The following is a 24,292-nucleotide window of genomic DNA, read 5'->3' on the forward strand; positions in this document are numbered from 1 at the left end:
CAGGCTTACTGCCTGTTTTTGCGGTGCAATCGGCTTTCGATCTCTTGCCGGGCGGTGTGCGTGGCCTTGAGTGCGATGGTCGCGCTGCCATCCTCATTGTCTACCCGCGAAACGACGTCGCCATTGCGGTATAGCCAGTCGACAAGGCCGAACTGCGGCGGTTCGATCGTCACCGTCAATTCCTCGAGTTCGCCCGACATCCTGGTCTCGATCAGCGCCTTCAGCGCATCGATGCCTTCGCCGGTGACCGCCGAGATGGCGATCGGCGGCGCCTTGTTGGCGTCAGTGCCGTCGGCGAGCAGGCGCTCCCGGTTGCCGTCGTCGAGAAGGTCGACCTTGTTCCACACTTCGACGACGCGCTTGGCATCGCCGGCATCGACGCCGAGATCGGCGAGAATGCGCTCGACGTCCTCGGCTTGCGCTGCGGTATCCGGATCCGAGATATCGCGCAGGTGGATGACCAGATCGGCCTCGACGACCTCTTCCAGTGTGGCCCGGAAGGCGGCGACCAGATGCGTCGGCAGGTCCGAAATGAAGCCGACTGTGTCCGACAGGATGATCGGCGTGCCGTGCGGCAGGCGCACGCGGCGCAGCGTCGGGTCGAGCGTTGCAAACAGCATGTCTTCGGCCAGCACGTCGGCCCCGGTCAGCCGGTTGAACAGCGTCGACTTTCCGGCATTGGTGTAGCCGACGATCGCCACCACCGGGAACGGCACCTTCTTGCGCTTGGCGCGGTGCAGGTCGCGGGTGCGGCGCACCGTTTCCAGCTCATGCTTGAGCTTGATGATTTTTTCCTGCAGCTGCCGCCGGTCCGACTCGATCTGGGTTTCGCCGGGGCCGCCGAGGAAGCCGGCGCCGCCGCGCTGGCGTTCAAGGTGGGTCCAGCTCCGCACCAGGCGGCCCTTCTGGTAGTTGAGATGGGCAAGTTCGACCTGCAGCGTGCCCTCCTTGGTCCGCGCGCGCTCGCCAAAAATCTCCAGGATCAATCCGGTGCGGTCGAGCACCTTGGCATCCATTTCTTTTTCGAGATTGCGCTGCTGCACCGGCGTCAGCGGATGGTCGACGATGACCACCTCCGCGTGACCCTCTTTGACGATCTCGGCGAATTCCGCGACCTTGCCACTGCCGAGCAAGGTTGCCGGGCGTGGATCGTTGACGGTGACCACCGCCGTGTGGATCAGATCCAGGTTGATGGCGCGGGCAAGGCCGACAGCTTCGTCGTGGCGCGCATCCGCCGAACGCGTCAGCCGTGGACGGTTCGTTTCGTCATCGTTGCGCTGATGCCGGGTAAGCACCGGCACAATGACAACCGCCCGGGTCGGACCTGTGGCTTCCGTCCCGGAATTATGTGCTGGTTTCCCGCGGACGCCGCGGTCCGCGTCTTTTTCACGTGCCAATCAGGCGCCCTGGCTTTCCTCGCCATCGAACATCTGAACCGGCTGGCTCGGCATGATCGTGGAAATGGCATGCTTGTAGACGAGCTGGGAGTGGCCGTCACGGCGCAGCAAAACACAAAAATTGTCGAAGGAAGTGACCACGCCGGTCAGCTTGACGCCGTTGATGAGAAAGATGGTGAGTGGATTTTTGCTCTTGCGAACAGAATTCAGGAACAGGTCCTGAAGGTTTTGCGATCGTTCCGCCATTGTTCTTGTCTTTCGCCGATCCCCTTCGGTTTGCAGGCTAATGCGCCAAATTAGCGGGCACATGTCAAGCTTGCAAACACCCCCTTGCCGTCAGTAACGACAAGCAGAACGAGATATATTGATGTGCAGTCCGTCTGTGCGGTTATCAGGCTGGACTTTTTTCCGCAACGTCAAAAAAGGCTTGCCGCAATGAAAGTGTTATCGAACCGGGGTGCCCATTGGCGACCGCGGCACCGTCGATTGCCACGACCGGCATGGCGATTGTCGTTGCCGAACTGATGAAAGCTTCTCGCGCCGCCTTGGCTTCAGTGACTGAAAACCCGCGCTCCTCGATCGTCAACCCGAGCTTTGCCGCCACTTCGAACATGGTCGTGCGGGTGATGCCGCGAAGGATGCCATGCTCCGCCGGCCGGGTGACCAGAACGCCGTCCCTTGTAACGATCCAGGCGTTGGACGAGCCGCCCTCCTTGACGTTGCCATCGGTGTCGACGAACCAGGCTTCCTGGGCGCCGGCCTCCTTGGCCTTCTGCTTGGCCAGCACGTTGGGCAGCAGGCCGGTGCTCTTGATGTCGACCCGGTCCCAACGGTTTTCCGGCACGGTGATGACCTTGATGCCCGCCTCGGCTCGCTTGGCGGCCGCCACCGGGTCGGCCTTTCTGGCCGTAATCACCAGCGATGACGGTGTATCGGCCGGGAAAACGAAGTCGCGGCTGGCAACACCGCGCGTAACCTGGACATAGACCAGGCCGTTGACGACGTGGTTGCGCCGGACGATTTCGCGCAGAAGAAGCGGCAGCACGCCCTTGGTGACCGGCCAGTCGATCGACAATTCGCTAAGCGAGCGGTTCAGCCGGGCAAGATGGCGCGGCATGTCGACGACAAAGCCCTGCGCCACCTCGCAGACCTCGTAGACGCCGTCGGCGAACTGATAGCCGCGATCCTCGATATGCACGGCAGCGTCGGCATGGGCGACATAGCGCCCGTTCACATAGGCAATGCGCGGCATGGGTTATCCCTCAGAACAGTCTCGCTATTTCTAGGCGATTCCGCCGCTGCCGTAACCGGCAATTGCACGGGCCACGGCCCGCTGGACCAACAACAATGGGGATCAGACCCCCAGCGACTTCAGTTTCCGGTGCAGCGCCGAGCGCTCCATGCCAATGAATTCCGCCGTCTTCGAGATGTTGCCGCCGAAACGGTTGATCTGGGCGATCAGATAGTCCTTCTCGAACTGTTCGCGCGCCTCGCGCAGCGGCAGCGCCATGATGTGCTGGTCGGACTGGTTCGGCGTGCGCGGCATGACATCGCCGATCTCCGACGGCAACAGGTCGGCGGTGATCGGCGCATCGATATCGTCGCCACGCGCCAGGATCATCAGCCGTTCGACATTGTTGCGCAGCTGGCGGACATTGCCCGGCCAGTTGTGCGCCTGCAGCACGGCAAGCGCATCGTCGCCGATGCGGCGCGGCTTGATACCGGCCTGGCGCGCGATCTGCTTCATGAAATTGTCGACGAGGTAGGGAATGTCCTCGCGTCGCTCGGCCAGTCCCGGCACCATGACCGGAACCACCGCCAGGCGGTGATAGAGGTCTTCGCGAAAACGGCCGTCGGCGATCATCGCCTCCAGGTTCTGCGAGGTCGAGGAGATGATGCGGACGTCGACCTTGACCCGCTTGGTGCCGCCGACCCGCTCGAACTGCTGTTCGACCAGCACGCGCAAAATCTTGTTCTGCGTCTCGCGCGGCATGTCGGCCACTTCGTCGATGTAGAGAATGCCGCGGTGCGCCTCTTCAAGCGCGCCGACCTTGCGCTCGGTGCCGTTCGATTCGGTGCCGAACAGCTCGATCTCCATGCGCTCGGGCGTGATGTTGGCCGCGCTCAGCGTCACGAACGGCGCGCCCTTGCGCGTCGACAGCGTGTGGATGGCGCGCGCGGCGAGCTCCTTGCCCGAACCGGACGGACCGATGATCATGACGCGGCTGTTGGTCGGCGCAACGCGCTCGATGGTCTGGCGCAGCTGGCTCATCGCCGACGACATGCCGATCAAGTCGAAAGTTTCGCCGCTGCGCTGCTTGAGGTCGGACACCTCGCGCCGTAATTTCGAGGTTTCGAGCGCCCGCTCGGCGATCAGGATCAGCCTGTCGGCCTTGAACGGCTTCTCGATGAAATCATAGGCGCCGCGGCGGATGGCCGACACCGCTGTCTCGATATTGCCGTGGCCGGAGATCATCACCACCGGCAGGCTCGGATGCATCGTCTTGATCTCGTCGAGCAGCGCCAGCCCGTCGAGGCGCGAGCCCTGCAACCAGATGTCGAGGAAAATCAGCCGCGGCGCCCGGTCGGCGATTGCCGCGAGCGCGCTGTCGGCATCGAATGCCGTGCGGGTTTCATGCCCTTCGTCGCTCAATATGCCCGCGACGAGTTCACGGATGTCTTCCTCGTCATCGACGATGAGAATATCAGACGCCATTACCGACCTTTTCAGTTTCTCGTTCGTGTTCCGTTTCGCCTTGACCGCGTGGCGGCGCGGTTGCGGCAGCTGGCGGCAGGATGATCGAGATCATCGCGCCGCGTCCACCGTGGAAATCCGCGGGCGCATCGTGCAATTCGAGCCGCCCGCCATGGTCCTCCACGATCTTCTTGACGATGGCGAGACCGAGCCCGGTGCCCTTCTCGCGCGTCGTCATGTAGGGCTCGAGCAGCCTTTGGCGGTTCTCGCGCGGCAAGCCTTTGCCATTGTCGATGACGTCGATTCTGATCGCGCCATTCTGCCGGGCAGCTTGAATCCGGATTATGCCGTGCGAACCGTCCTTTTGTTCCAGCCCGTCAATCGCCTCGGCCGCGTTCTTGATGACGTTGCCGAAAGCCTGCGCCATCAATCGGCTATCGAACGTGCCCTTGAGCGGCTCGTTGCCGAACACGCGTTCGAAAGCAATGTCGGCGCGGCTGACTTCGACCAGGAACGACGCCTCGCGCAGCGATTCACGCAGATCGATGGCTTTCATCTCGGGCTTGGGCATGCGGGCGAAAGCCGAGAACTCGTCGACCATGCGGCCGATATCCTCGACCTGCCGGATGATCGTGTCGGTGCACTGGTCGAAAATCTCGCGGTCCTCGGTGATGACCTTGCCGAAGCGTCGCTTGATGCGCTCGGCCGAGAGCTGGATCGGCGTCAGCGGGTTCTTGATTTCATGTGCGATACGCCGCGCCACATCCGCCCAGGCCGACGAGCGCTGTGCCTGGACCAGATCGGTGATGTCGTCGACAGTCACGACGTAGGATTTCTCCTCCTCGCCGTCGTCGCCGGCCTCGATGGTGATCTGCACGTTGAAGGTACGCTCGGCGCCGGTGCGATAGAAGGTGACCTGCTCGCGATAGACCGGCTTGCCGGATTTGCGGCCGATCTCGAAGACACGGCCGACATGCGGTAGCACGGCGGACAGGTTCTGCCCCAGCGCCGCCGTGGCCGATATGGCCAGCATCGTTTCGGCCGATTTGTTGACGATGGAGACGATGCCGTAGGGATCGACGCCGATGACGCCGGCGGTGACGCCGGCCAGCACCGCTTCCGAGAAACGACGCCGTTCGTCGATCAAATCCTTGGCCGACAGGATCTCGTTGCGTTGCGATTTAAGCTCCAGCAGCATCTTGTTGAACGTATCGCCAAGCGAGGCGACATCGCCGTCGGAAGGCCGTACCGGCACGGCGACATCGAGATTGCCGGTCGCAACCTCGTCAGCCGCGCCGATGAGCTGACGGATGGGCCGCACCAGACGGTCGGCCACCGCTATGCCGGTCCAGATGGCCGACAGGATGATGATCAGCGTCAGCGACAGATAGGGCAGCGCGAACGCCACCTGCGACGTCCGCCTGTTGTCTTCCAGGCCGCGATATTCGGCGGTGTTGGACTGGACGATCGCCCTCGCCTTGATCACTTCGGGGTCGACCAGGCGATTGGTGTAGAGGTAGAGGCCTTCGATCTCCCGCAGCTTGATGATGGCGCCCATGATGTTGCGCGTCTTCGGCTCGATCAGCACCGGCTTGCCGTCGGCCGCACTTGCCACCGCGCCCTCGGGCGGTGCCGGCATGGCGAAATTGGCATCGGTCTGGGCACTCACGACAAAAGAGCCGTCTTCCCTGACCAGCGCCGCATGCACCAGGCTTCTGCCGACGGCTTCCTTGTTCATCAGGTCGAGAAAGCCGGTTCGATCGAGGCCGTAAAGCGTGCGCGAGGCGTCGAGATCGTAGGCCATCGACAGCGTCGTGCCCTGAAGATTGCGAGCGTTTTCCTGCACATAGGCGTCGGCGATCGACAGCGACGAGTTGACGATCGCCTTGGTGCGGATCTCGAACCAGCGGTCGAGGCCGATATCGAGCGTGATCGACGCGATGATGGCCACCATGATGGCGGGGATGGCCGCGACCAGCGCAAACATCGTCACGATGCGCACATGCAGCCGCGAAGCCGCCTTGCCGTGCCGGCGCGCCATGGTGATGCGATGCACCTCTCGGCCGACCAGGGCGATCAGCGCCAGCACAAATAAGGCATTGGCCGCAATCAGCGTCAGCGTTGTGTTTGCGTCTGGCGTGATCGGCGTGGCGCCGACAAGAATCGCAAACGAGATTGCCGCCGTAACCAGCGCGCCGGCAATTGCCACAACGCCAGGCAACGCAAGCAGCCGCCGTCCATCCCTCTGGCCGGGTCTGCTGAAAAGCGGTTCGTTTGATGTGAGAGCTTGCGAAGCCATGTCGCCGTCTAAGAGCCAGTGATTGCGTCGGATGTATGCAACGCATTGTGGCGATTATGCAACAAGTGTGGCCGTGACGGAAATCTTTCGGCCGCCGATCCCCTGAAAAGGGGACGACCTCGCGTCACTTCGGGCGCCAGGCGCTCATGATCTCGACGATTTGTAGACGTTGACGCCCAGTTCGCGAATCTTCTTGCGCAGCGTGTTGCGATTCAAGCCGAGCAATTCGGCCGCCTTGATCTGGTTGCCGCGCGTTGCCGTCATGGAAGCGAGCACCAGCGGATATTCGACCTCGGACAAGATGCGCTGATAGAGACCTGCCGGCGGCAACTCACCGGCGAAAGAGGCAAAATAGCGCTGCAGGAAGTGCTCCACCGCCTGGCCGATGGATAGATCGTCCGGGATCAAACTGCCGCCGCCGGGAACGACCGGTCTTTCGCCTGTCTTCAGCTCGGCTTCAATGATCTCGGCTGATATTTCGTCCTGCGAATAGAGCGCCGCAAGCCGGCGCACCAGGTTTTCCAACTCGCGCACGTTTCCCGGCCACGGATAGCGCTTCATCAATTCGATGCCGCCGGTCGAAATTCGCTTGGTCTGCAAGCCTTCGCTGGCGCCGATCTTGAAGAAATGCCGCACCAGATCGGGAATGTCTTCCGATCTCTCACGCAAACCCGGCAGCCGAAGCGGCACGACATTCAGGCGATAGAACAGATCCTCGCGGAAAAGCCCCTGGTTGATCAGCGTGCGCAGATCCTTGTTGGTGGCGGCGACGATGCGCACATCGGTCTTGATCGGGGTGCGCCCGCCGACCGTTGTGTATTCGCCCTGCTGCAGCACGCGCAGCAGCCGCGTCTGCGCCTCCATCGGCATGTCGCCGATCTCGTCGAGGAAAAGCGTGCCGCCCTCGGCCTGCTCGAAGCGGCCGGTCGAGCGGTTCTGTGCGCCGGTGAAGGCGCCCTTCTCGTGGCCGAACAGCTCCGATTCGATCAAATCGCGCGGGATCGCCGCCATGTTGATGGCGACGAACGGACCGCCGCGGCGACGGCCATATTCGTGCAACGCGCGCGCCACCAATTCCTTGCCGGTGCCGGACTCGCCCGAGATCATCACCGTCAGGTCGGTCTGCATCATGCGCGCCAGCATGCGGTAGATGTCCTGCATGGCGGCCGACCGGCCGACCAGCGGCATCGCGTCAGGCTGTTCTTCCGGTCGCGTATCGATCTTCGGTCGGCGCGGCTCTGACAGTGCCCGGTTGACGATGTTGAGCAGTTCGGTCAGGTCGAACGGCTTCGGCAGATACTCGTAAGCACCTGTTTCGGAAGCACGGATCGCCGTCATGAAAGTGTTTTGCGCGCTCATCACGATGACCGGCAGCTCGGGCCGCGCCTTCTTGATGCGCGGCAGCATGTCGAAGGCGTTCTCGTCCGGCATGACAACGTCGGTGATCACCAGATCGCCCTCGCCCGCCGCCACCCAGCGCCACAGCGTCGAGGCGTTGGAGGTCACGCGCACCTCATGGCCGACGCGCGACAGCGCCTGATTGAGCACGGTGCGGATGGCCGCATCGTCGTCGGCGACGAGAATATTGCCGCGAACCGTCATTTGCGGTCTCCTTCGCCTTCATCATCGGCAGTGTCGATGGGTGTTTCTTTCCAGGCCGGCATCAGGATTCGGAAGGTGGTGCCGCGCGGCGTCGAATCGCATTCGATGATGCCGCCATGCTCGCCGACGATTTTCGCCACCAGCGCCAGGCCGAGCCCCGACCCGTTCGGCTTGGTGGTGATGAACGGATCGAACAGGATCGGCAGAATGTCTTCCGAAACGCCGGACCCATTGTCGCGCACGCAGAATTCAAGCGGTAGCGACACGCGGTCCTGGGTTCCGGGAACGGAAACGCGGATGCCCGGCCTGAACGCGGTCGACAGCACGATCTCGCCCTGCGGGTCGCCGCCGATCGCCTCGGCAGCGTTCTTGACCAGGTTGAGAAACACCTGGATCAGTTGGTCGCGGTTGGCGAAAACCGGAGGCAATGATGGATCATAGTCCTCCAATATCCTGATTCTCTTGGCAAAACCGTTCTTCGCGATTGCCTTCACATGGTCCAGCACGACATGGATGTTGACAGGATAGCGGTCAATCGGCCGCTCGTCGGAAAACACTTCCATGCGGTCGACGAGGGAGACGATACGATCGGTCTCGTCGGTGATGAGGCGGGTCAGCGCGCGATCCTCGTCGGACGCCGAGAGTTCGAGCAGCTGTGCGGCGCCACGTATGCCGGACAGCGGGTTCTTGATCTCATGTGCCAGCATGGCGGCAAGGCCGGTGACCGAACGCGCGGCACCCCTGTGTGTCATCTGCCGGTCGATCTTGTCGGCCATCGAGCGTTCCTGGAACATCACCACGATCGAGCCTGGGAATTCCGGCACCGGCGCGACATAGAGATCGACGACCTTCTCGATGCCGAGACGCGGCGACGACACGTCGACACGGTATTCGTTGACCGGCGCACGGCGCTCGCGCACCTGGTCGACCAGTTGCAACAGCGGGCTGCCGAACGGGATCAGCTTGGACAGTGTGTTGCGTGCCAGCATGTTGGCGCTGGAGCGGAAGAAGTCTTCCGCGTCGGCATTGGCGTAGGTGATGAACCCATCGGGATCGACCATGATCACCGGACGGCGGATGGTGTTGAGCACGATATGGGCAGCATTTGCCATCTCGGTGCCCGGTGCAGCAGGCGCGTTCATGCAGCGCTCCGCATGGATGCGGCCTCGCCCCCGCCGGAAAACACCTCACGCAGCACGGCCATGACGCGGGCGGGCTCGAACGAGGTGAGGATGGCTTTGCGCCCTTCATTGGTGACGCCCACAGCGTGGCGATCGAGATACCAGCCGAGATGCTTGCGCGCCTGGCGCAAGCCACTTTCGACGCCGTAAAGCGTCAGCATGTCTTCGTAGTGGGAAACGATGTAGTCCGCCATGGCTTGCGGGCTTTCCGGCACGCCGGAGGGCGCGTTGCCCGCAGCCGTTGCCGCGATGTGGCCCGCCGTCCATGGCGCGCCATAATGCGCGCGGCCGATCATCACCGCGTCGGCGCCCGACTGTTCAAGGATTTCGGCGGCCTCCGCGGGCGAGCCCACATCGCCATTGGCGACGACCGGGATCGAGACGACGTCCTTGATGCGGGCGATGGCGCCCCAATCGGCCTTGCCTTGATAAAACTGGCAGCGCGTGCGCCCATGCACGGTCACCATTTTAACACCGGCCTCTTCGGCGCGGCGCGCCAAGACGGGTGCATTGAGCGCATTGTCGTCCCAGCCGAGCCGCATCTTGACCGTGACCGGCACCTGGACCGCGCCGATCACCGCTTCGATCAGCGACAGCGCGTGGTCGAGATCGCGCATCAGCGCCGAGCCGGCATAGCCGCCGGTCACCTTCTTGGCCGGGCAGCCCATATTGATGTCGATGATGTCAGCGCCCTCGCCGGCAGCGATGCGCGCGCCCTCGGCCATGTGCTCGGCCTCGCGGCCGGCAAGCTGGACCATATGGACGGGCAGCCCGGAATGACGGATGCGCAGGTCGCAGCCGGCCCTGCCCTTGGCAAGCTCGCCGCTCGCCACCATTTCCGACACGACCAGGCCCGCGCCATGCGCGTAGGCGCGCTGCCGGAACGGCCCGTCCGTTATTCCCGACATGGGCGCGAGGAAGACGCGGTTGGGGATCGTCACGCCGCCAATGTCGAGCGGCGAAGCCAATTTTGTCACTTCAGGCATGCACAAAAACCAAGCATATCGGATTGCTGCACATTCTCTAGCCATAAGAAAGGCATTGTGCAACGCGCAATGACGTCACATTGCGGCGCATTTGGGAAAATGCTGGCCTTCGCCATAAGCCGCGACTAAGCCTCTCGGCATGACAGACGCAAGCGAAAAACCGGCCGAGGCGACGACCGACAAGGTCGGCGTGGTCATCGTTGCAGCCGGCCGCGGCGCGCGCGCCGGACAGGCCGACGGGCCGAAGCAATATCAGCGCGTCGGTGGCCGTGCCGTCATCGCGCGCACGCTGGAGACATTCCTGGCGCATCCCGAAATTGGTCCCGTCGTCGTCGCCATCCATGCCGATGACCGCGCGCTTTTCGACAAGGCAGCCGGCCTGTATGCCGAGCGGGTTACCGCCGTGGTCGGTGGCGAGTCGCGCCAGGCCTCGGTCCGGCTCGGCCTGCTGGCGCTGAGGGATCGTACGCCCGGCCGTGTCCTTGTCCATGACGCGGTGCGGCCGTTTGTCGACGCGGCCCTGATCGACCGCACCATTGCGGCCATTGGCGAGCGCCAGGGCGCGCTGCCCGCTTTGCCCGTCGCCGATACGCTGAAGCGCGAGTCGGCGACCGGCATGATCGAGGAGACGGTGCCAAGGGCCGGCCTTCATGCCGCGCAGACGCCGCAAGGCTTTCCGTTCTGGCCGTTGCTCGCCGCGCACGAAAAGGCCCATCATCTCGGCAAGACAGATTTTACCGACGATGCCGCGATCGCCGAATGGGCGCATATTCCGGTGAAAATCATTCAGGGGTCGCCGGACAATGTCAAACTGACCTGGGCAAGGGATATTGCGATGGCGGATCAGCGGCTTACTGGCGAGCGTTTTCCAGACATTCGCACCGGCAATGGCTATGACGTGCACGCCTTCGAGGCCGGCGACCATGTCACTCTGTGCGGCGTCGCCATTCCGCACGGCAAGAAGCTTTCCGGCCATTCGGATGCCGATGTCGGCCTGCACGCGCTGACCGATGCGCTGCTCGCCACTTGCGGCGCCGGCGACATCGGCACGCATTTCCCGCCTTCCGATCCGCAATGGAAGGGCGCGGCGTCAAAGATCTTCGTCGAGCATGCGGCCAGGTTGGTGCGCGAACGCGGCGGCCGCATCGCCAATGCCGACATCACGCTGATCTGCGAGGCGCCGCGCGTCGGCCCGCATCGCGAGGCGATGACCAACGCGTTGTCGGCAATGCTGGGCATTTCCAGCGATCGCATCTCGATCAAGGCGACGACCAACGAAAAGCTCGGCTTTGTCGGCCGCGAGGAAGGCATCGCCGCCATTGCCACCGCCAGTGTCGTCTTCCCCGGGGAGGTTCCCGCATGAACAACAGCGACCTCGCCAATGCCCTGCTCCAGGTCTGCCAGCAACGCGGCATCATGCTGGCGACGGCCGAGAGCTGCACCGGCGGCATGATCATCTCGGCACTGACCGACATTGCCGGCTCGTCCGCTGTCGTCGATCGCGGCCTCATCACCTATTCCGATGAAGCAAAGATGGAGATGCTCGGCGTCTCGCCCGCCACACTCGAGGCGCATGGCGCCGTCTCGCGCGAAACGGTTCTGGAGATGGCGGAGGGCGCTCTGGCGCGCTCGCGCGCCGGGCTGGCGCTTGCCGTCACAGGCATTGCCGGCCCAGGCGGCGGTTCGCCGGAAAAACCGGTCGGCCTCGTCTGGTTCGGAGTTGCCCTAAGAGGTGGGCCGGTGGCTGCCGAGCTCAATATGTTTGCCGACAATGGCCGCGACTTCATCCGCCGTGAGACCGTCAAGCATGCGCTGGAGATCGGCCTGCGCGCGCTCGGCGACACTCATGAGATGGGCGTCGTTCCGTAGATGACGTCCGCACGTTTTTCGAAGGCTTCGGAAAACATGCGGAAGGCGCGATCGAACATGGTGCCCATCAACACGCCGAGGATACGGCTCTTGAACTCGTAGTCGATGAAGAAGCGAACGTTGCAGCCGCCGCCGTCGGCCGGCTCGAAGCGCCAGATATTGCTGAGATATTTGAACGGCCCATCGATGTATTTGACGTCGATTGTGTTCTCGTCCGGCTTCAGCAGCACCTGCGTCGTAAAGGTCTCGCGGATCGCCTTGTAGCCGATGCTCATATCGGCGAGGAGAATGGTGCGGCGATCACGCTCCTTGCGAGAGCGCACCGTCAGCGCCTCGCACAGCGGCAGAAATTCAGGATAGGCCTCGATATCGGCGACCAGCGCAAACATCTGCTCCGGCGTGTGGGCAACGCGGCGTGTGGCTTCGAATTTCGGCATTGAAGCAGGATCTAACTGGCTTTTTTGAACTGCGCCTCACGCGCCGCCCGCAGCCTGGCGAAATCGTCACCGGCATGATGCGAGGAGCGCGTCAGCGGGCTCGACGCCACCAGCAGGAAACCCTTGGTCTTGCCGATCGTCGCGAAGGAGTTGAACTCCTCCGGCGTGACGAAGCGGATCACCGGGTGGTGTTTCTTCGACGGCTGCAGATACTGGCCAATGGTCATGAAGTCGACATTGGCCGAGCGCAGGTCGTCCATCAGTTGCAGGATCTCGTTGCGCTCTTCGCCGAGGCCGACCATGATGCCGGACTTCGTGAAGATCGACGGGTCGAGCTCCTTGACCCGCTGCAACAGCCGGATCGAGTGGAAATAGCGAGCACCCGGCCGCACCGTCAGGTAGTTCGACGGCACGGTTTCGAGATTGTGGTTGAAGACATCGGGCTTGGCCGCCACGACGATCTCCAGCGCGCCCTCCTTGCGCAGGAAATCGGGCGTCAGGATTTCGATCGTGGTCAAGGGCGTCGCTGCTCGGATCGCCCGGATAACCTCGGCGAAATGCTGCGCGCCGCCATCGGCGAGATCGTCGCGGTCGACCGAGGTGATGACGACATGGGTCAGCCCCATCTGCTTGACGGCATGCGCGACACGCGCCGGCTCATCGGCATCGAGCGCGGTGGGAATGCCGGTGGCGACATTGCAGAAGGCGCAAGCGCGCGTGCAGATCTCGCCCATGATCATGAAGGTGGCGTGCTTCTTTTCCCAGCACTCGCCGATATTGGGGCAGCCGGCCTCTTCGCACACGGTGACCAGCTTGTGCGACTTCACGATCTCGCGCGTTTCGGCATAGCCCTTCGACATCGGCGCCTTGACGCGGATCCAGTCGGGTTTGCGCAGCACGTCCTGATCAGGCTTGTGCGCCTTCTCGGGGTGCCGCAGGCGCGGCGCGTTGGCGATCGTGTCGAGAACAGTGACCATCTCAAACCTGACTTGTTGGCGTCTGCCCGTCGGCATTCGCCCTTCTGGCGTCATCTAGGACTTTTCGGTGCAAAGAAAAAGGCTGCGGCGGCGCATGCCGCCACAGCCTTTTTCGCATAGCGGGGATCCGGAGCAATTCCAGGAAAGTGTGACACGGTTTTCCGTCCGGAATTGCGTCAGAAGAACGAGATAAAACGGCGAGCCGTTTTATCGGCGAATGAGCCGCCCGGCAAAGATCAGCAGGCAGGCGCCGATGAAGCCGGTGATCAGGTAGGCGAGCCAGCCGACTCCGAAGGGTTCGATGTTGAGCGCCCTGAGAATTGCGTTCAGCACCACCGCGCCGACAATGCCCATAATGATGTTCATCAAGACGCCGGTATTGCTCTTCATGACCATCTCGGCCAGCCACCCGGCCAAACCGCCGATGATGATGGCCGCAATCCAGCCCACGCCATTCACGTCCATATGCCAACTCCTCCAGTGTCAGGTGAAAATGCATCCGGAAACGAACTGTCTTGCCGTAAGGTTCCTCCGGCGCATGTGTCTGAGTCTCGCGGCACCAATTTATCACGCGTTGAGCGCACGGCCATAGGCATCAAGCACGCTTTCCTTCATCATCTCCGACAGCGTCGGATGCGGGAAGATGGTGTGCATCAGTTCTTCCTCGGTGGTCTCCAGGTTCATCGCCACGACAAAGCCCTGGATCAGCTCCGTCACCTCGGCGCCGACCATATGCGCGCCGAGCAGCTGGCCGGTCTTCTTGTCGAAAATGGTCTTGATGAAGCCCTGGTCCTCGCCAAGCGCGATCGCCTTGCCGTTGGCGCCGAACTGGAAACGGCCGACGCGGATGTCCTTGCCTTCCGCCTTGGCCTTGGCTTCGGTGAGCCCGACCGAGGCGACCTGCGGGTTGCAATAGGTGCAGCCCGGGATCTTCAGCTTGTCTGTCGCATGCACGCCGGGGAAACTGGCGATCTTCTCGATGCAGACCACGCCCTCATGCTCAGCCTTGTGAGCCAGCATAGGCGGCCCGGCGACATCGCCGATGGCGTAGATGCCGGGCACATTGGTCTTGCCGTAACCGTCAATGACGACACAGCCGCGATCCGTCTTCACGCCGAGCGTCTCGAGGCCGAGATTCTCGATATTGCCTTGCACGCCGACGGCCGAGATCATGCGGTCGGCGGTGATCTTCTCGACCTTGCCGTCCTTCATCTCGACATGTGCGGTAACCGAGTTGGTGCCCTTCTCGACCTTGGTCACCTTGGCCTCGAGGATGATTTTCATGCCCTGCTTCTCGAACTGCTTCTGCGCGAATTTCGAGACCTCGGCATCCTCGACCGGCATCACCTCCGGCAAAAGCTCGACCACCGTCACCTCGGCGCCCATGGTGCGGTAGAAGGAGGCGAACTCGATGCCGATGGCGCCCGAACCCATGACCAGCAGCGATTTCGGCATCTCCTTCGGCACCATCGCTTCAAAATAGGTCCAGATCAGCTTGCCGTCCGGCTCGATGCCGGGCAGCGCGCGCGGCCGGGCGCCGGTGGCGAGAATGATGTGCTTGGCGGTATAGGTCCCCTCGCCCTTGACGCCCTTCGGCACCGGCGGCTGCGGCTCCATCGGCTTCTTCGCCGTCTTGGAGACGACGATTTCACCTGGCATTGAAAGCTTGGCCTCGCCCCAGATGACGTCGACCTTGTTCTTCTTCATCAGGAAGGCGACGCCGCCATTGAGCCTCAACGACACTTTGCGCGAGCGGTCGACGACAGCGGCCGTGTCGGCGCTGACCTTGCCGCCTTCGAGCTTCAGGCCGTAGTCCTTCAGATGGTCGGAATAGTGCATGATCTCGGCCGAGCGCAGTAGCGCCTTGGTCGGGATGCAGCCCCAGTTGAGGCAGATGCCGCCGAGATGCTCGCGCTCGACGATGGCAGTCTTGAAGCCGAGCTGGGCGGAGCGCACCGCCGTGACATAGCCGCCGGGGCCTGAGCCGATGATGATCACGTCGTAGGATTCAGCCACGGGGTTTCTCCCTGATTTTTCTCTAGAGTTCCAGCATCACGCGCACCAATGGCGCCAATGCCTCACCTATATTGCGCGTGTTTTCGGCATCGAGATGGACGCCGTCGATCGGTGTGGTCTCGGCCACCGTGCCGGCATCGAAAAAGCCGCAGCCGGCCTCGTCGGCGAGCGCGGAATATTGCGGCGCCAGCCGCTTCGAGGCCTCGTCGCCGCCGGCAAACATTTCCTTGAATTCGGCATTGTCGGTGCGGCTGACCGCGGGTGGCGCAACGATCAGGATTTGCGGCGCGGCCCAGTCGAACGGATAATCGTGGCCGCGTACGATGTCGATCAGCCGCTGCACGCCTTGCTTGGCCGCGACCGGATTGCCGTGGATCCAGGGCTTCATGTCGTTGGCGCCAAGCATGATGATGATCAGGTCGAGCGGCGCATGGCTGGTCAGGATCGTCGGCAGCACCTTGGCGCCATTGCGGTCGGCACCAGCCAGGTGATCGTCGAAAGCCGTGGTGCGGCCGTTCAGACCTTCGGCAATGACTTCGATATCATCGTCGCCCAGCGCCGCCTTGAGCACGCTCGGCCAGCGATCCTCCAGCGCATGGCGCCCGAGGCTTGCCGCGTCATAGCCCCAGGTCAGGGAATCGCCGTAGCAGAGGATCGTCTTCATGCACCCGCACCCGCCTCCGCCTTAAGCCCGCGCCGCACGCGCCATCCCACGAACAGCCACTGCACGATGACCGTGGCGATGCTTGGCAAAATCAGACCGGCGACAACGGGGAGATCGCCCGACCACTGGGCTTTGCCCGGCGGCTGAGAGAAGGTCCAGGCAATCAGCCCGATCCCGGCCAGCACGAACAACGCAACCCCAACAAGCCCCGTCAGATTGATCGCCCTTTGTAGGTTTGGCACCAATTGCGCGATGAAAAACGCCACCGTCGCAACGATAGAGACCAGCGCCGAGGCCATGAAGACAAGGATGAATTCCGAGTTCGCATTGGTGGCGATTGCCAGCCACAGCGCCACCAGCCCGCCGGCCAGGCCGGAAAGGATCAGGGCGAAAAGGCTGGTGACGAATTTCCGCACAGCCTTTCCTTCCTAGACCAGCATGCCCATCGGGTTTTCGATCATGCGCTTGAAGGCGACCAGAAGTTCGGCGCCGAGCGCACCGTCGACGGCGCGGTGATCGGTCGACAGCGTCACCGACATGATATTGGCGATTTTGATCTCGCCATTCTTGACCACCGGCCGCTGCTCGCCCGCACCCACCGCCAGGATCGTCGCATGCGGCGGGTTGATGACGGCGGCAAAGTCCTTGATGCCGAACATGCCGAGATTGGAGACAGCCGTCGTGCCGCCTTGATATTCCTCAGGCTTCAGCTTGCGGCTGCGGGCACGGCTCGCCAGATCCTTCATCTCGTTGGAGATAGTGGACAGCGTCTTTTCGTCGGCGTGGCGGATGATCGGCGTGATCAGGCCGCCGGGGATCGACACGGCAACGCCGACATCGGCGTGCTTGTGCTTGACCATGGCGCTTTCGGTCCACGATGCATTGGCATCCGGCACCGCCATCAGCGCCATCGCCATCGCCTTGATCACCATGTCGTTGACCGAGAGTTTGTAGACGGGAGCCTCGCCCTTGTCGGTCTTCTTCGTCGGAGCAGCCGCATTGATCTGTGTGCGCAGCGCCAGCAGCGCATCGAGCTCGCAGTCGAGCGTCAGGTAGAAATGCGGGATGGTTGTCTTGGCCTCGACCAGGCGGCGCGCAATGGTCTTGCGCATATTGTCGTGCGGGACGAGCTCATAGGACCCTTCGGCAAACAGCTTCAGCACCTGTTCGTCCGACATCGCCTTGGGTGCCGCAGCCGGAGCCGCAGGTGCCGGAGCGCCGGCAGGTGCGGCTTTCGCGGCCGGTGCAGCCTTGGCGCCACCGCCGGCAATCGCCGCCTCGACATCGGCCTTGACGACACGGCCATGCGGGCCGGTGCCGGTTACGGCGGACACGTCGACTCCGGCATCCTTGGCGATGCGACGAGCCAGCGGCGAAGCGAAGGTGCGCTCGCCTGACGATTGGCTGATCTCCCCCCTTGTGGGGGAGATGGCCGGCAGGCCAGAGGGGGGCGCCGTCCCGCTGGCCTGCCAATTACATGNGGCGAAGCGAAGGTGCGCTCGCCTGACGATTGGCTGATCTCCCCCCTTGTGGGGGAGATGGCCGGCAGGCCAGAGGGGGGCGCGACAGACTGAGAGGTCGGCGGGGCAGCGCCCCCCTCTGTCGACTTCGTCGACATCTCCCCCACGGGTGGGGAGATTGACGCCTTATCCTGCTTGGCATCGGCTTTCGCGGGCGCGGCATCGCCACCACCCTTTGCCGCCGCCCCTGCATCCTCGCCTTCGCCGGCGAGAATGGCGATCAGCGCATTGACCTTGACGCCTTCGGTGCCGGCCGGAACGACCAGCTTGGCGACCGTGCCCTCATCGACGGCCTCGACTTCCATCGTCGCCTTGTCGGTCTCGATCTCGGCGATCACGTCGCCCGGCGAAACCTTGTCGCCTTCCTTGACCAGCCACTTGGAAAGATTGCCCTCTTCCATCGTGGGCGACAGCGCCGGCATGGTGATGTTGATTGGCATGATGTCCTCCCGACCGGCTCAGCGATACGTGACGGCTTTGACGGCCTCGATGACCTCGCCGACATTGGGCAAGGCCAGCTTTTCGAGGTTCGCCGCATAAGGCATCGGCACGTCCTTGCCGGCGATGGTGATGACCGGCGCATCGAGGAAGTCAAAGGCGCGCTGCGAAACCTGGTTGGCGATGTGGTCGCCGACCGAACTTTGCGGGAAACCTTCTTCGACCACGATCAAGCGGTTGGTCTTCTTCACCGAGGCAATGACGGTGTCGAGGTCGAGCGGACGGATGGTCCTGAGATCGATGATCTCGGCATCGATGCCCATGCCGCGCAGTTCGGCTTCCGCCTTGATGGCGTAGGTCATGCCGATGCCGAACGAGACGATGGTGACGTCCTTGCCCTGCTTGTGAATGCGCGCCTTGCCGATCGGCAGCACGAAATCATCGAGCTTCGGCACGTCGAAGGACTGGCCGTAGAGGATTTCGTTTTCAAGGAAGATGACCGGGTTCGGATCGCGGATCGCCGCCTTGAGCAGGCCCTTGGCGTCGGCAGCCGTGTACGGCATCACCACCTTTAGCCCGGGAATATGGCTGTACCAGGCGGCATAGCACTGCGAATGCTGGGCGCCGACGCGGGCGGCCGCACCGTTCGGTCCGCGGAACACGATCGGTGCGCCCATCTGGCCGCCCGACATATAGAGCGTCTTGGCCGCGGAGTTGATGATCTGGTCGATCGCCTGCATGGCGAAGTTGAAGGTCATGAACTCGACGATCGGCTTCAGGCCGGCCATCGCCGCACCGACGCCGACGCCGGCAAAGCCGTGCTCGGTGATCGGCGTGTCGACGACGCGGCGCGGCCCGAATTCCTGCAGCAGCCCTTGCGTGATCTTGTAGGCGCCCTGGTATTCCGCGACCTCCTCGCCCATGACGAAGACATCGCCGTCGCGGCGCATTTCCTCGGCCATGGCATCGCGCAAGGCCTCGCGCACCGTAGTCGAGATCATCTCGGTGCCGGCGGGAATATCCGGATCGGCGGCAGGTTTGGCTGCCGGAGCGGCGGGAACTGCCTTCGGAGCCTCGCCGGCATCCTGGGGAGCCGCCTTTGAGCCTTCCTCGGCTGCATCGGTCCGCTGACCGCCAGCGGAAATGGCATCCTGGGTGGAGGCAGGCTTGCCGCTCTTTTCGACGTCGCCTGCACTTTCCCCGTCCTGCAGCAACACGGCGATCACCGCATTGACCTTGACGCCTTCGGTGCCGGCGGGAACCACGATCTTGCCGATCGTGCCTTCATCGACGGCTTCGACTTCCATGGTCGCCTTGTCGGTTTCGATCTCGGCGATGACATCGCCGGCGACGACCTTGTCGCCCTCGTTCTTCAACCACTTGGAAAGATTGCCCTCTTCCATGGTCGGCGAGAGAGCGGGCATGAGAATTTCGATCGGCATGTCCTTGCCCTCCCGTTACAATACGATGTCGGTCCAGAGCTCGGACGGATCCGGCTCTGCGTCGTGCTGGGCAAATTCGGCGGCGTCGGCGACGATGTCGCGGACTTCCTTGTCGATGTTCTTGAGTTCGTCCTCGGTCGCCCACTTCTTGGCCGTCAGCCGCACCTTGACCTGCTCGATCGGATCATGATCCGAGCGCATCTTCTGCACTTCTTCCTTGGAGCGGTATTTTGCCGGATCCGACATCGAGTGACCGCGATAGCGATAGGTCTGCATCTCGAGGATGATCGGACCGTTGCCGGCACGGCACCATTCGGTCGCCTGATCGCCGGCGGATTTGACCGCACGCACATCCATGCCGTCGACCTGAATGCCGGGAATCTTGAACGAGGCGCCGCGATGCGAAAAATTGGTTTCGGCCGACGAGCGCGACACCGAAGTGCCCATGGCGTAGCGGTTGTTCTCGATGATGTAGATCACCGGCAGCTTCCACAGCGAGGCCATGTTGAAGCTTTCATAGACCTGACCCTGATTGGCAGCGCCATCGCCGAAATAGGTCAGCGACACATTGTTGTTGTCGCGGTAGCGGTTGGCGAAGGCGAGACCGGTGCCGAGCGAGACCTGCGCGCCGACAATGCCGTGGCCGCCGTAAAAATGCTTCTCCTTGGAGAACATGTGCATGGAGCCGCCCTTGCCCCTCGACAGGCCACCACGGCGTCCGGTCAGCTCTGCCATGACGCCCCGCGGTGACAGTTCCATCGCCAGCATGTGGCCATGGTCGCGATAGGCGGTGATCATCTGGTCGCCGTTGATCAGCGACATCTTCATGCCGGTGACGACCGCTTCCTGGCCGATATAGAGGTGGCAGAAGCCGCCGATAAAGCCCATGCCGTAGAGCTGGCCGGCCTTTTCCTCGAAGCGACGGATAAGCAGCATGTGCCGGTAGGCGGCAAGCTCCTCGTCCTTGGTGAAGTCGGCCGGCTTGGGGGCGGAAAGCCCCGTTGATTTGGCGGATGTCGATTTAACGGATTTGGCAGGCGCTTTTTTGGCGGCGGTGGCCATGCATCACTCCCTGTTGGCGTCTCTTCGCGGACACTAAAGCAGACCATGTCTGCTCCGGGGAGGATCAGCTCCTCCCCACCGATTGGAAGGAAGCTAACATGCGAGACCGCGTTTCGCCATGCAGAAAAACGCATGGCTGGCATGCGCCTAAACGCCCAGAATCGTTAGAGATAACAGCGATTAACCGAAATTCGATTATTTCGAATTGGCCGGCAGCATGATGGTGATTTCATCGGGCTGGGACAGATTGAGCGCCCGGCGTGCCTGCTCGTCGAGCATATCCTTTTCAAGCGTGCCCTCATGCATCAGTTGGACGCGCCGCTCCAGATCGACCCGGCGCGCCTTGATGGCATCGTACTTGGCCTGCAATTCGATGCTCTGCGCTTCGAGCTGATATTTGGAATTGATGCCGAACTCGCCATGATAGGCATGGAAGCCGAAATAGGCCAGGAACGCCACGCAAAGCGACGGGATGATCAGCCGGCCGGTGTTTCTCTGCTTGTGCTGGCGTGTCCACATGGTCGCAATCCTCTGACCTGTCTATCTCGCCCGATTGTGCTTAATGGACGGTTACGGACAGGTGCATTAGCCAGCGCCCGCAACGAAAAAGGGCGGGAAAATCCCGCCCTTCGTCGTTTTCGCCAGTTCGGCAGAATTTAAGCTTTGATTACCGACTTGCCGGCGTAGCGCGCCTGCTTGCCGAGCTCTTCCTCGATGCGGATCAGCTGGTTGTACTTGGCCATGCGATCCGAGCGCGACAGCGAACCGGTCTTGATCTGCCCGCAATTGGTGGCGACGGCGAGGTCGGCGATGGTCGAATCCTCGGTTTCGCCCGAACGGTGCGACATGACGGCTGTGTAGCCTGCCTTGTGCGCGGTCTCGACAGCGTCGAGCGTTTCGGTGAGCGAGCCGATCTGGTTGACCTTGACCAGGATCGAATTGGCGACACCCATGCGGATGCCGTCGCGCAGCCGCGCCGTGTTGGTGACGAAGAGGTCGTCGCCAACCAGCTGCGTCTTGTTGCCGATCAAATCGGTCAGGTACTTCCAACCCTCCCAGTCGTCCTCGGCCAGGCCGTCCTCGATCGAGATGATCGGATAGTCGGCGGCGAGCTTGGCCAGGTACTTGGCCTGCGCCTTGGGATCGCGGGTCTTCTTCTCGCCCTCATAGACGTAATTGCCGTCCTTGAAGAATTCGGTCGCCGCACAGTCGAGACCGAGCGCGATCTCTTCGCCCGGCTTGAAGCCGGCCTTCTCGATCGATTCCATGATGAAATCGAGCGCCACCGGCGCACTCTTCAGATTGGGCGCGAAGCCGCCTTCGTCGCCGACATTGGTGTTGTGGCCGGCATCCTTGAGCTTCTTGCGCAGCGTGTGGAAGATTTCCGAGCCCCAGCGCACGCCTTCGCGCAAAGTCGGCGCGCCGACCGGCAGGATCATGAATTCCTGGAAATCGATCGGATTGTCGGCATGCGCTCCGCCATTGATGATGTTCATCATGGGCACCGGCAGCAAATGCGCCTTGGTGCCGCCGACATAGCGGTAAAGCGGCAGTCCGGCGGCTTCCGCCGCGGCCTTGGCGACCGCCAGCGAGACGCCGAGGATGGCGTTGGCGCCGAGCCGGCTCTTGTTGGGCGTGCCGTCGAGCTCGATCATGGTCTGATCGATGTGGATCTGGTTTTCGGCTTCCATGCCGCCGATCGCCTCGAACAGCTCGCCATTGACGGCCTCGACCGCCTTGAGCACGCCCTTGCCGAGATAGCGGGCGCCACCGTCGCGCAGTTCGACGGCCTCATGCGCGCCGGTCGACGCGCCCGACGGCACCGCGGCGCGGCCCATTGAGCCGTCTTCGAGAACGACGTCGACCTCGACGGTCGGATTTCCACGGCTGTCCAGGATTTCACGCCCGACAATGTCGATGATGGCGGTCATTGCGATGTCCCCGATTGATCGATTGAAAGCGTCGCGCCCCTCTTAGCCAAAGTGCCGCAAAAGGCAATCAGGAATGGCATGAAATAATGGTGACGGTCGCCCCATGCGCTCAGGCCGTGGGGCATGGGCGACGCCATCTGAACGCAAACAGCCCGCCCTGACGTCATATGTCTGGCGCCGCATGGGGCGGCTGCCCCTCCCCTTTTATCGCGGCAATGCCTTATCACGAAATACCAGGCGGCGCACAAACTCCAGCCGATGCTTCAAAAGAGGCTACCGCCAACGTGACAAACTTCACAATGCAGAGAATTCGAAGATGTTAGGGTCACATCTACAACGCGAACTATTTGGCGACCACAGTGAAATGAACAAGCTTGAACTCTTTGGGGAGGCGGCAATGGCAGCGATTTCAGGCACTGGCTGGGAACTTCTTATTAGCCGCAAAGTCGAGCATATGAGGGGCACCAGACGCAGGACAGTTGGTACCTATAAAGTCTTTCACAACGGCACGGCAGTAACGGGTCTATCGGGGTTCGTGTGTGAATCTCGCGGCCCAGGCGATAATTCCAAAGAAGACAATGGCAGGCGCATCGAGCCCGGCACCTATCCGCTGGCGACACAGGCCGGAGGCAAATATGTGACGATCGGCTACACTGGCGCCAAGACGCCACCCAAACCTGGACTCGAACTGCTGAAGACCAACGAGCGCACCGAAATCCTGATCCATCCGGGCGTCAATTTCCTGTCCAGCGTCGGATGCATCAACCCGACGAAGAAGGTGAGTGGTCCGCTTTCCGACATGGATTTCACGGAGAGCCGGACACGCGTAATCGCCCTCATCGACGATCTGAAAACCTTTGCCGGCGGTGGCTTCCCGAAAAGCAACGGCAAGCGAATACCCAATGCTTCGGTGGTCGTCGAAGGCGAACCGGTGCTGTCGACCGAGAGTGTCGAGAGCGTGCTCGAAGCCGTTGCGGGCGATCCGAACAAGGGTTTGCCGGCAGCGGTCTTCCAGAAATTCGCCCCGAGACCGGCAAGCGGTTCCAAGCGAACAATCTATGACGGTTACATCGGCGCCTTTACCTCCGACAAGGGCCTCAAGACACTTGGCGATCATGGCGTGTGCAACAACTATGATCGGCTGATGCATTTCTTCGCTCAAGCGGCGATGGAAACCGGTGGCTTCACCCTCATTCGCGAATCCCTGACCTACACGACCGTGGCGGCAATCCGGAACGCATGGAGGTCGCGAGCCGCGGGCAAGACCGATCAGTGGATCGAGGACAACCTGCTGCGCAAGCCGCAAGCCCTGGGCGACTGGGCCTATGGCGGGCGGATGGGCAATGTGAAAGGAACGTTGGACGGCTTCAATTTCCGCGGCGGCGGTACGTTCCAGACCACCGGGCGCGACGCGTACACGGCCAAGGGCAAGCTCGCCAAGGTTGACCTCGCCAATCATCCTGAACTGATCGAGGATCCGCAGACTTCGCTGCTCGCAGCTTGCGCCGAATGGAAAGGGTCAGGCTGCAATGCCTTTCCGATGCCGGCCTGATCAAAAAGATCTCGCGCGCGATCAACGTCGGCAACGCCAATTCCGCCACGCAGGCCAATGGCGAAGCGGATCGGATCGCCTGGCACGAAAAGGTTTTCAAGGCGGTGAAGAATGCCGGACTCCTCGGCTGAGCATGCCTCGGATCACGTTCGACAACACCACGTCATCATAATTCAGAGATAACAATCTCTGTGTCGACTAGGATGGTGATGCGCGGGGCGAAA

22 protein-coding genes and 1 pseudogene are annotated in these 24,292 nt (G+C 62.4%); 4 read left to right on the forward strand and 19 right to left on the reverse strand.

What is annotated here, in order from left to right; translation table 11 throughout:
• Nucleotides 1-5 precede the first annotated feature (5 nt).
• From hflX to dusB, 8 genes are all read right to left on the reverse strand, one after another.
• Nucleotides 6-1,397, reverse strand: a complete 1,392-nt coding sequence (hflX, locus tag X750_RS138115; RefSeq protein WP_031243582.1) for a GTPase HflX — start codon at nucleotides 1,395-1,397, stop codon at nucleotides 6-8.
• Nucleotides 1,398-1,643, reverse strand: coding sequence for an RNA chaperone Hfq (gene hfq, locus X750_RS138110; protein WP_006202172.1), 246 nt, complete (start codon nucleotides 1,641-1,643; stop codon nucleotides 1,398-1,400).
• A 145-nt stretch (nucleotides 1,644-1,788) separates the two neighbouring features.
• The gene (locus X750_RS138105; protein ID WP_023748661.1) at nucleotides 1,789-2,649 is read right to left on the reverse strand and encodes a D-amino-acid transaminase; all 861 of its coding nucleotides are present in this window, start codon (nucleotides 2,647-2,649) and stop codon (nucleotides 1,789-1,791) included.
• Between the two features lie 102 nt (nucleotides 2,650-2,751).
• Nucleotides 2,752-4,113 carry a sigma-54 dependent transcriptional regulator gene (locus X750_RS138100; protein WP_023668929.1) on the reverse strand — a complete coding sequence of 454 codons (1,362 nt, stop codon included), beginning with the start codon at nucleotides 4,111-4,113 and terminating at the stop codon, nucleotides 2,752-2,754.
• Nucleotides 4,103-6,391 (reverse strand): PAS domain-containing sensor histidine kinase, encoded by a 2,289-nt coding sequence (locus X750_RS138095; protein ID WP_023682547.1) that lies wholly within the window; start codon nucleotides 6,389-6,391, stop codon nucleotides 4,103-4,105. The genes X750_RS138100 and X750_RS138095 overlap by 11 nt, the downstream gene beginning before the upstream one ends.
• A 144-nt stretch (nucleotides 6,392-6,535) precedes the next feature.
• Complete coding sequence (gene ntrC, locus X750_RS138090; RefSeq protein WP_023682548.1) at nucleotides 6,536-7,993, reverse strand: nitrogen regulation protein NR(I); 1,458 nt, start codon at nucleotides 7,991-7,993, stop codon at nucleotides 6,536-6,538.
• Nucleotides 7,990-9,135: a nitrogen regulation protein NR(II) gene (locus X750_RS138085; protein WP_023688458.1), complete on the reverse strand. Its 1,146-nt coding sequence runs from the start codon at nucleotides 9,133-9,135 to the stop codon at nucleotides 7,990-7,992. Before X750_RS138085 ends, ntrC begins: the two co-directional genes overlap by 4 nt.
• The gene (gene dusB, locus X750_RS138080) at nucleotides 9,132-10,160 is read right to left on the reverse strand and encodes a tRNA dihydrouridine synthase DusB (protein ID WP_023748663.1); all 1,029 of its coding nucleotides are present in this window, start codon (nucleotides 10,158-10,160) and stop codon (nucleotides 9,132-9,134) included. The genes X750_RS138085 and dusB overlap by 4 nt, the downstream gene beginning before the upstream one ends.
• Nucleotides 10,161-10,299: 139 nt before the next feature.
• Here dusB and X750_RS138075 point away from each other — a divergent pair, with 139 nt between their 5' ends.
• Entirely contained in the window at nucleotides 10,300-11,523 is a 1,224-nt protein-coding gene (locus X750_RS138075) for a bifunctional 2-C-methyl-D-erythritol 4-phosphate cytidylyltransferase/2-C-methyl-D-erythritol 2,4-cyclodiphosphate synthase (protein WP_023748664.1), read from the forward strand.
• Nucleotides 11,520-12,029 carry a CinA family protein gene (locus X750_RS138070; RefSeq protein WP_023696095.1) on the forward strand — a complete coding sequence of 170 codons (510 nt, stop codon included), beginning with the start codon at nucleotides 11,520-11,522 and terminating at the stop codon, nucleotides 12,027-12,029. The genes X750_RS138075 and X750_RS138070 overlap by 4 nt, the downstream gene beginning before the upstream one ends.
• Here X750_RS138070 and X750_RS138065 read toward each other — a convergent pair.
• From X750_RS138065 to eno, 11 genes and pseudogenes are all read right to left on the reverse strand, one after another.
• A complete protein-coding gene (locus X750_RS138065; RefSeq protein ID WP_023748665.1) occupies nucleotides 12,005-12,466 on the reverse strand; it encodes a type II toxin-antitoxin system RatA family toxin in 462 nt (153 codons plus the stop codon). The genes X750_RS138070 and X750_RS138065 overlap by 25 nt on opposite strands.
• Before the next feature lie 11 nt (nucleotides 12,467-12,477).
• Nucleotides 12,478-13,443 carry a lipoyl synthase gene (gene lipA, locus X750_RS138060; protein WP_023748666.1) on the reverse strand — a complete coding sequence of 322 codons (966 nt, stop codon included), beginning with the start codon at nucleotides 13,441-13,443 and terminating at the stop codon, nucleotides 12,478-12,480.
• A 207-nt stretch (nucleotides 13,444-13,650) separates the two neighbouring features.
• Nucleotides 13,651-13,908: a GlsB/YeaQ/YmgE family stress response membrane protein gene (locus tag X750_RS138055; protein WP_023668920.1), complete on the reverse strand. Its 258-nt coding sequence runs from the start codon at nucleotides 13,906-13,908 to the stop codon at nucleotides 13,651-13,653.
• 102 nt (nucleotides 13,909-14,010) lie between these two features.
• Nucleotides 14,011-15,459, reverse strand: coding sequence for a dihydrolipoyl dehydrogenase (gene lpdA, locus X750_RS138050; protein ID WP_023748667.1), 1,449 nt, complete (start codon nucleotides 15,457-15,459; stop codon nucleotides 14,011-14,013).
• Between the two features lie 22 nt (nucleotides 15,460-15,481).
• Nucleotides 15,482-16,123: an SGNH/GDSL hydrolase family protein gene (locus X750_RS138045; protein ID WP_023748668.1), complete on the reverse strand. Its 642-nt coding sequence runs from the start codon at nucleotides 16,121-16,123 to the stop codon at nucleotides 15,482-15,484.
• The gene (locus X750_RS138040; RefSeq protein WP_023748669.1) at nucleotides 16,120-16,539 is read right to left on the reverse strand and encodes a hypothetical protein; all 420 of its coding nucleotides are present in this window, start codon (nucleotides 16,537-16,539) and stop codon (nucleotides 16,120-16,122) included. The genes X750_RS138045 and X750_RS138040 overlap by 4 nt, the downstream gene beginning before the upstream one ends.
• 12 nt (nucleotides 16,540-16,551) lie before the next feature.
• A pseudogene (locus X750_RS1000000165175) lies at nucleotides 16,552-18,083 on the reverse strand (pyruvate dehydrogenase complex dihydrolipoamide acetyltransferase).
• A gap of 18 nt (nucleotides 18,084-18,101) precedes the next feature.
• Nucleotides 18,102-19,523 carry a pyruvate dehydrogenase complex E1 component subunit beta gene (locus tag X750_RS138025; RefSeq protein ID WP_023668915.1) on the reverse strand — a complete coding sequence of 474 codons (1,422 nt, stop codon included), beginning with the start codon at nucleotides 19,521-19,523 and terminating at the stop codon, nucleotides 18,102-18,104.
• A 15-nt stretch (nucleotides 19,524-19,538) separates the two neighbouring features.
• Nucleotides 19,539-20,585 (reverse strand): pyruvate dehydrogenase (acetyl-transferring) E1 component subunit alpha, encoded by a 1,047-nt coding sequence (gene pdhA / locus X750_RS138020; protein ID WP_023668914.1) that lies wholly within the window; start codon nucleotides 20,583-20,585, stop codon nucleotides 19,539-19,541.
• Between the two features lie 195 nt (nucleotides 20,586-20,780).
• A complete protein-coding gene (locus X750_RS138015) occupies nucleotides 20,781-21,104 on the reverse strand; it encodes a septum formation initiator family protein (RefSeq protein ID WP_023748672.1) in 324 nt (107 codons plus the stop codon).
• 137 nt (nucleotides 21,105-21,241) lie between these two features.
• Nucleotides 21,242-22,516, reverse strand: coding sequence for a phosphopyruvate hydratase (eno, locus tag X750_RS138010; RefSeq protein WP_023688446.1), 1,275 nt, complete (start codon nucleotides 22,514-22,516; stop codon nucleotides 21,242-21,244).
• A 103-nt stretch (nucleotides 22,517-22,619) separates the two neighbouring features.
• On the opposite strand from eno, the gene X750_RS1000000166565 reads away from it, so the two are divergent.
• Complete coding sequence (locus tag X750_RS1000000166565) at nucleotides 22,620-24,068, forward strand: hypothetical protein (RefSeq protein ID WP_198021013.1); 1,449 nt, start codon at nucleotides 22,620-22,622, stop codon at nucleotides 24,066-24,068.
• Nucleotides 24,026-24,199, forward strand: coding sequence for a hypothetical protein (locus tag X750_RS1000000166080; protein WP_023748674.1), 174 nt, complete (start codon nucleotides 24,026-24,028; stop codon nucleotides 24,197-24,199). The genes X750_RS1000000166565 and X750_RS1000000166080 overlap by 43 nt, the downstream gene beginning before the upstream one ends.
• Nucleotides 24,200-24,292: the final 93 nt, after the last annotated feature.

Origin of the sequence: Mesorhizobium sp. LNJC391B00 (assembly GCF_000502535.1) — a bacterium.
Taxonomy (GTDB): Bacteria; Pseudomonadota; Alphaproteobacteria; order Rhizobiales; family Rhizobiaceae; genus Mesorhizobium.

What these genes read in the sequence shown, in the direction of transcription:
- hfq (WP_006202172.1), bottom strand. Translation starts at nt 1,643, where the DNA reads ATGGCGGAACGATCGCAAAACCTTCAGGACCTGTTCCTGAATTCTGTT.
- X750_RS138105 (WP_023748661.1), bottom strand. Translation starts at nt 2,649, where the DNA reads ATGCCGCGCATTGCCTATGTGAACGGGCGCTATGTCGCCCATGCCGAC.
- X750_RS138100 (WP_023668929.1), bottom strand. Translation starts at nt 4,113, where the DNA reads ATGGCGTCTGATATTCTCATCGTCGATGACGAGGAAGACATCCGTGAA.
- X750_RS138095 (WP_023682547.1), bottom strand. Translation starts at nt 6,391, where the DNA reads ATGGCTTCGCAAGCTCTCACATCAAACGAACCGCTTTTCAGCAGACCC.
- ntrC (WP_023682548.1), bottom strand. Translation starts at nt 7,993, where the DNA reads ATGACGGTTCGCGGCAATATTCTCGTCGCCGACGACGATGCGGCCATC.
- X750_RS138085 (WP_023688458.1), bottom strand. Translation starts at nt 9,135, where the DNA reads ATGAACGCGCCTGCTGCACCGGGCACCGAGATGGCAAATGCTGCCCAT.
- dusB (WP_023748663.1), bottom strand. Translation starts at nt 10,160, where the DNA reads ATGCCTGAAGTGACAAAATTGGCTTCGCCGCTCGACATTGGCGGCGTG.
- X750_RS138075 (WP_023748664.1), top strand. Translation starts at nt 10,300, where the DNA reads ATGACAGACGCAAGCGAAAAACCGGCCGAGGCGACGACCGACAAGGTC.
- X750_RS138070 (WP_023696095.1), top strand. Translation starts at nt 11,520, where the DNA reads ATGAACAACAGCGACCTCGCCAATGCCCTGCTCCAGGTCTGCCAGCAA.
- X750_RS138065 (WP_023748665.1), bottom strand. Translation starts at nt 12,466, where the DNA reads ATGCCGAAATTCGAAGCCACACGCCGCGTTGCCCACACGCCGGAGCAG.
- lipA (WP_023748666.1), bottom strand. Translation starts at nt 13,443, where the DNA reads ATGGTCACTGTTCTCGACACGATCGCCAACGCGCCGCGCCTGCGGCAC.
- X750_RS138055 (WP_023668920.1), bottom strand. Translation starts at nt 13,908, where the DNA reads ATGGACGTGAATGGCGTGGGCTGGATTGCGGCCATCATCATCGGCGGT.
- X750_RS138045 (WP_023748668.1), bottom strand. Translation starts at nt 16,123, where the DNA reads ATGAAGACGATCCTCTGCTACGGCGATTCCCTGACCTGGGGCTATGAC.
- X750_RS138025 (WP_023668915.1), bottom strand. Translation starts at nt 19,523, where the DNA reads ATGCCGATCGAAATTCTCATGCCCGCTCTCTCGCCGACCATGGAAGAG.
- pdhA (WP_023668914.1), bottom strand. Translation starts at nt 20,585, where the DNA reads ATGGCCACCGCCGCCAAAAAAGCGCCTGCCAAATCCGTTAAATCGACA.
- X750_RS138015 (WP_023748672.1), bottom strand. Translation starts at nt 21,104, where the DNA reads ATGTGGACACGCCAGCACAAGCAGAGAAACACCGGCCGGCTGATCATC.
- eno (WP_023688446.1), bottom strand. Translation starts at nt 22,516, where the DNA reads ATGACCGCCATCATCGACATTGTCGGGCGTGAAATCCTGGACAGCCGT.
- X750_RS1000000166565 (WP_198021013.1), top strand. Translation starts at nt 22,620, where the DNA reads ATGCGCTCAGGCCGTGGGGCATGGGCGACGCCATCTGAACGCAAACAG.
- X750_RS1000000166080 (WP_023748674.1), top strand. Translation starts at nt 24,026, where the DNA reads ATGGAAAGGGTCAGGCTGCAATGCCTTTCCGATGCCGGCCTGATCAAA.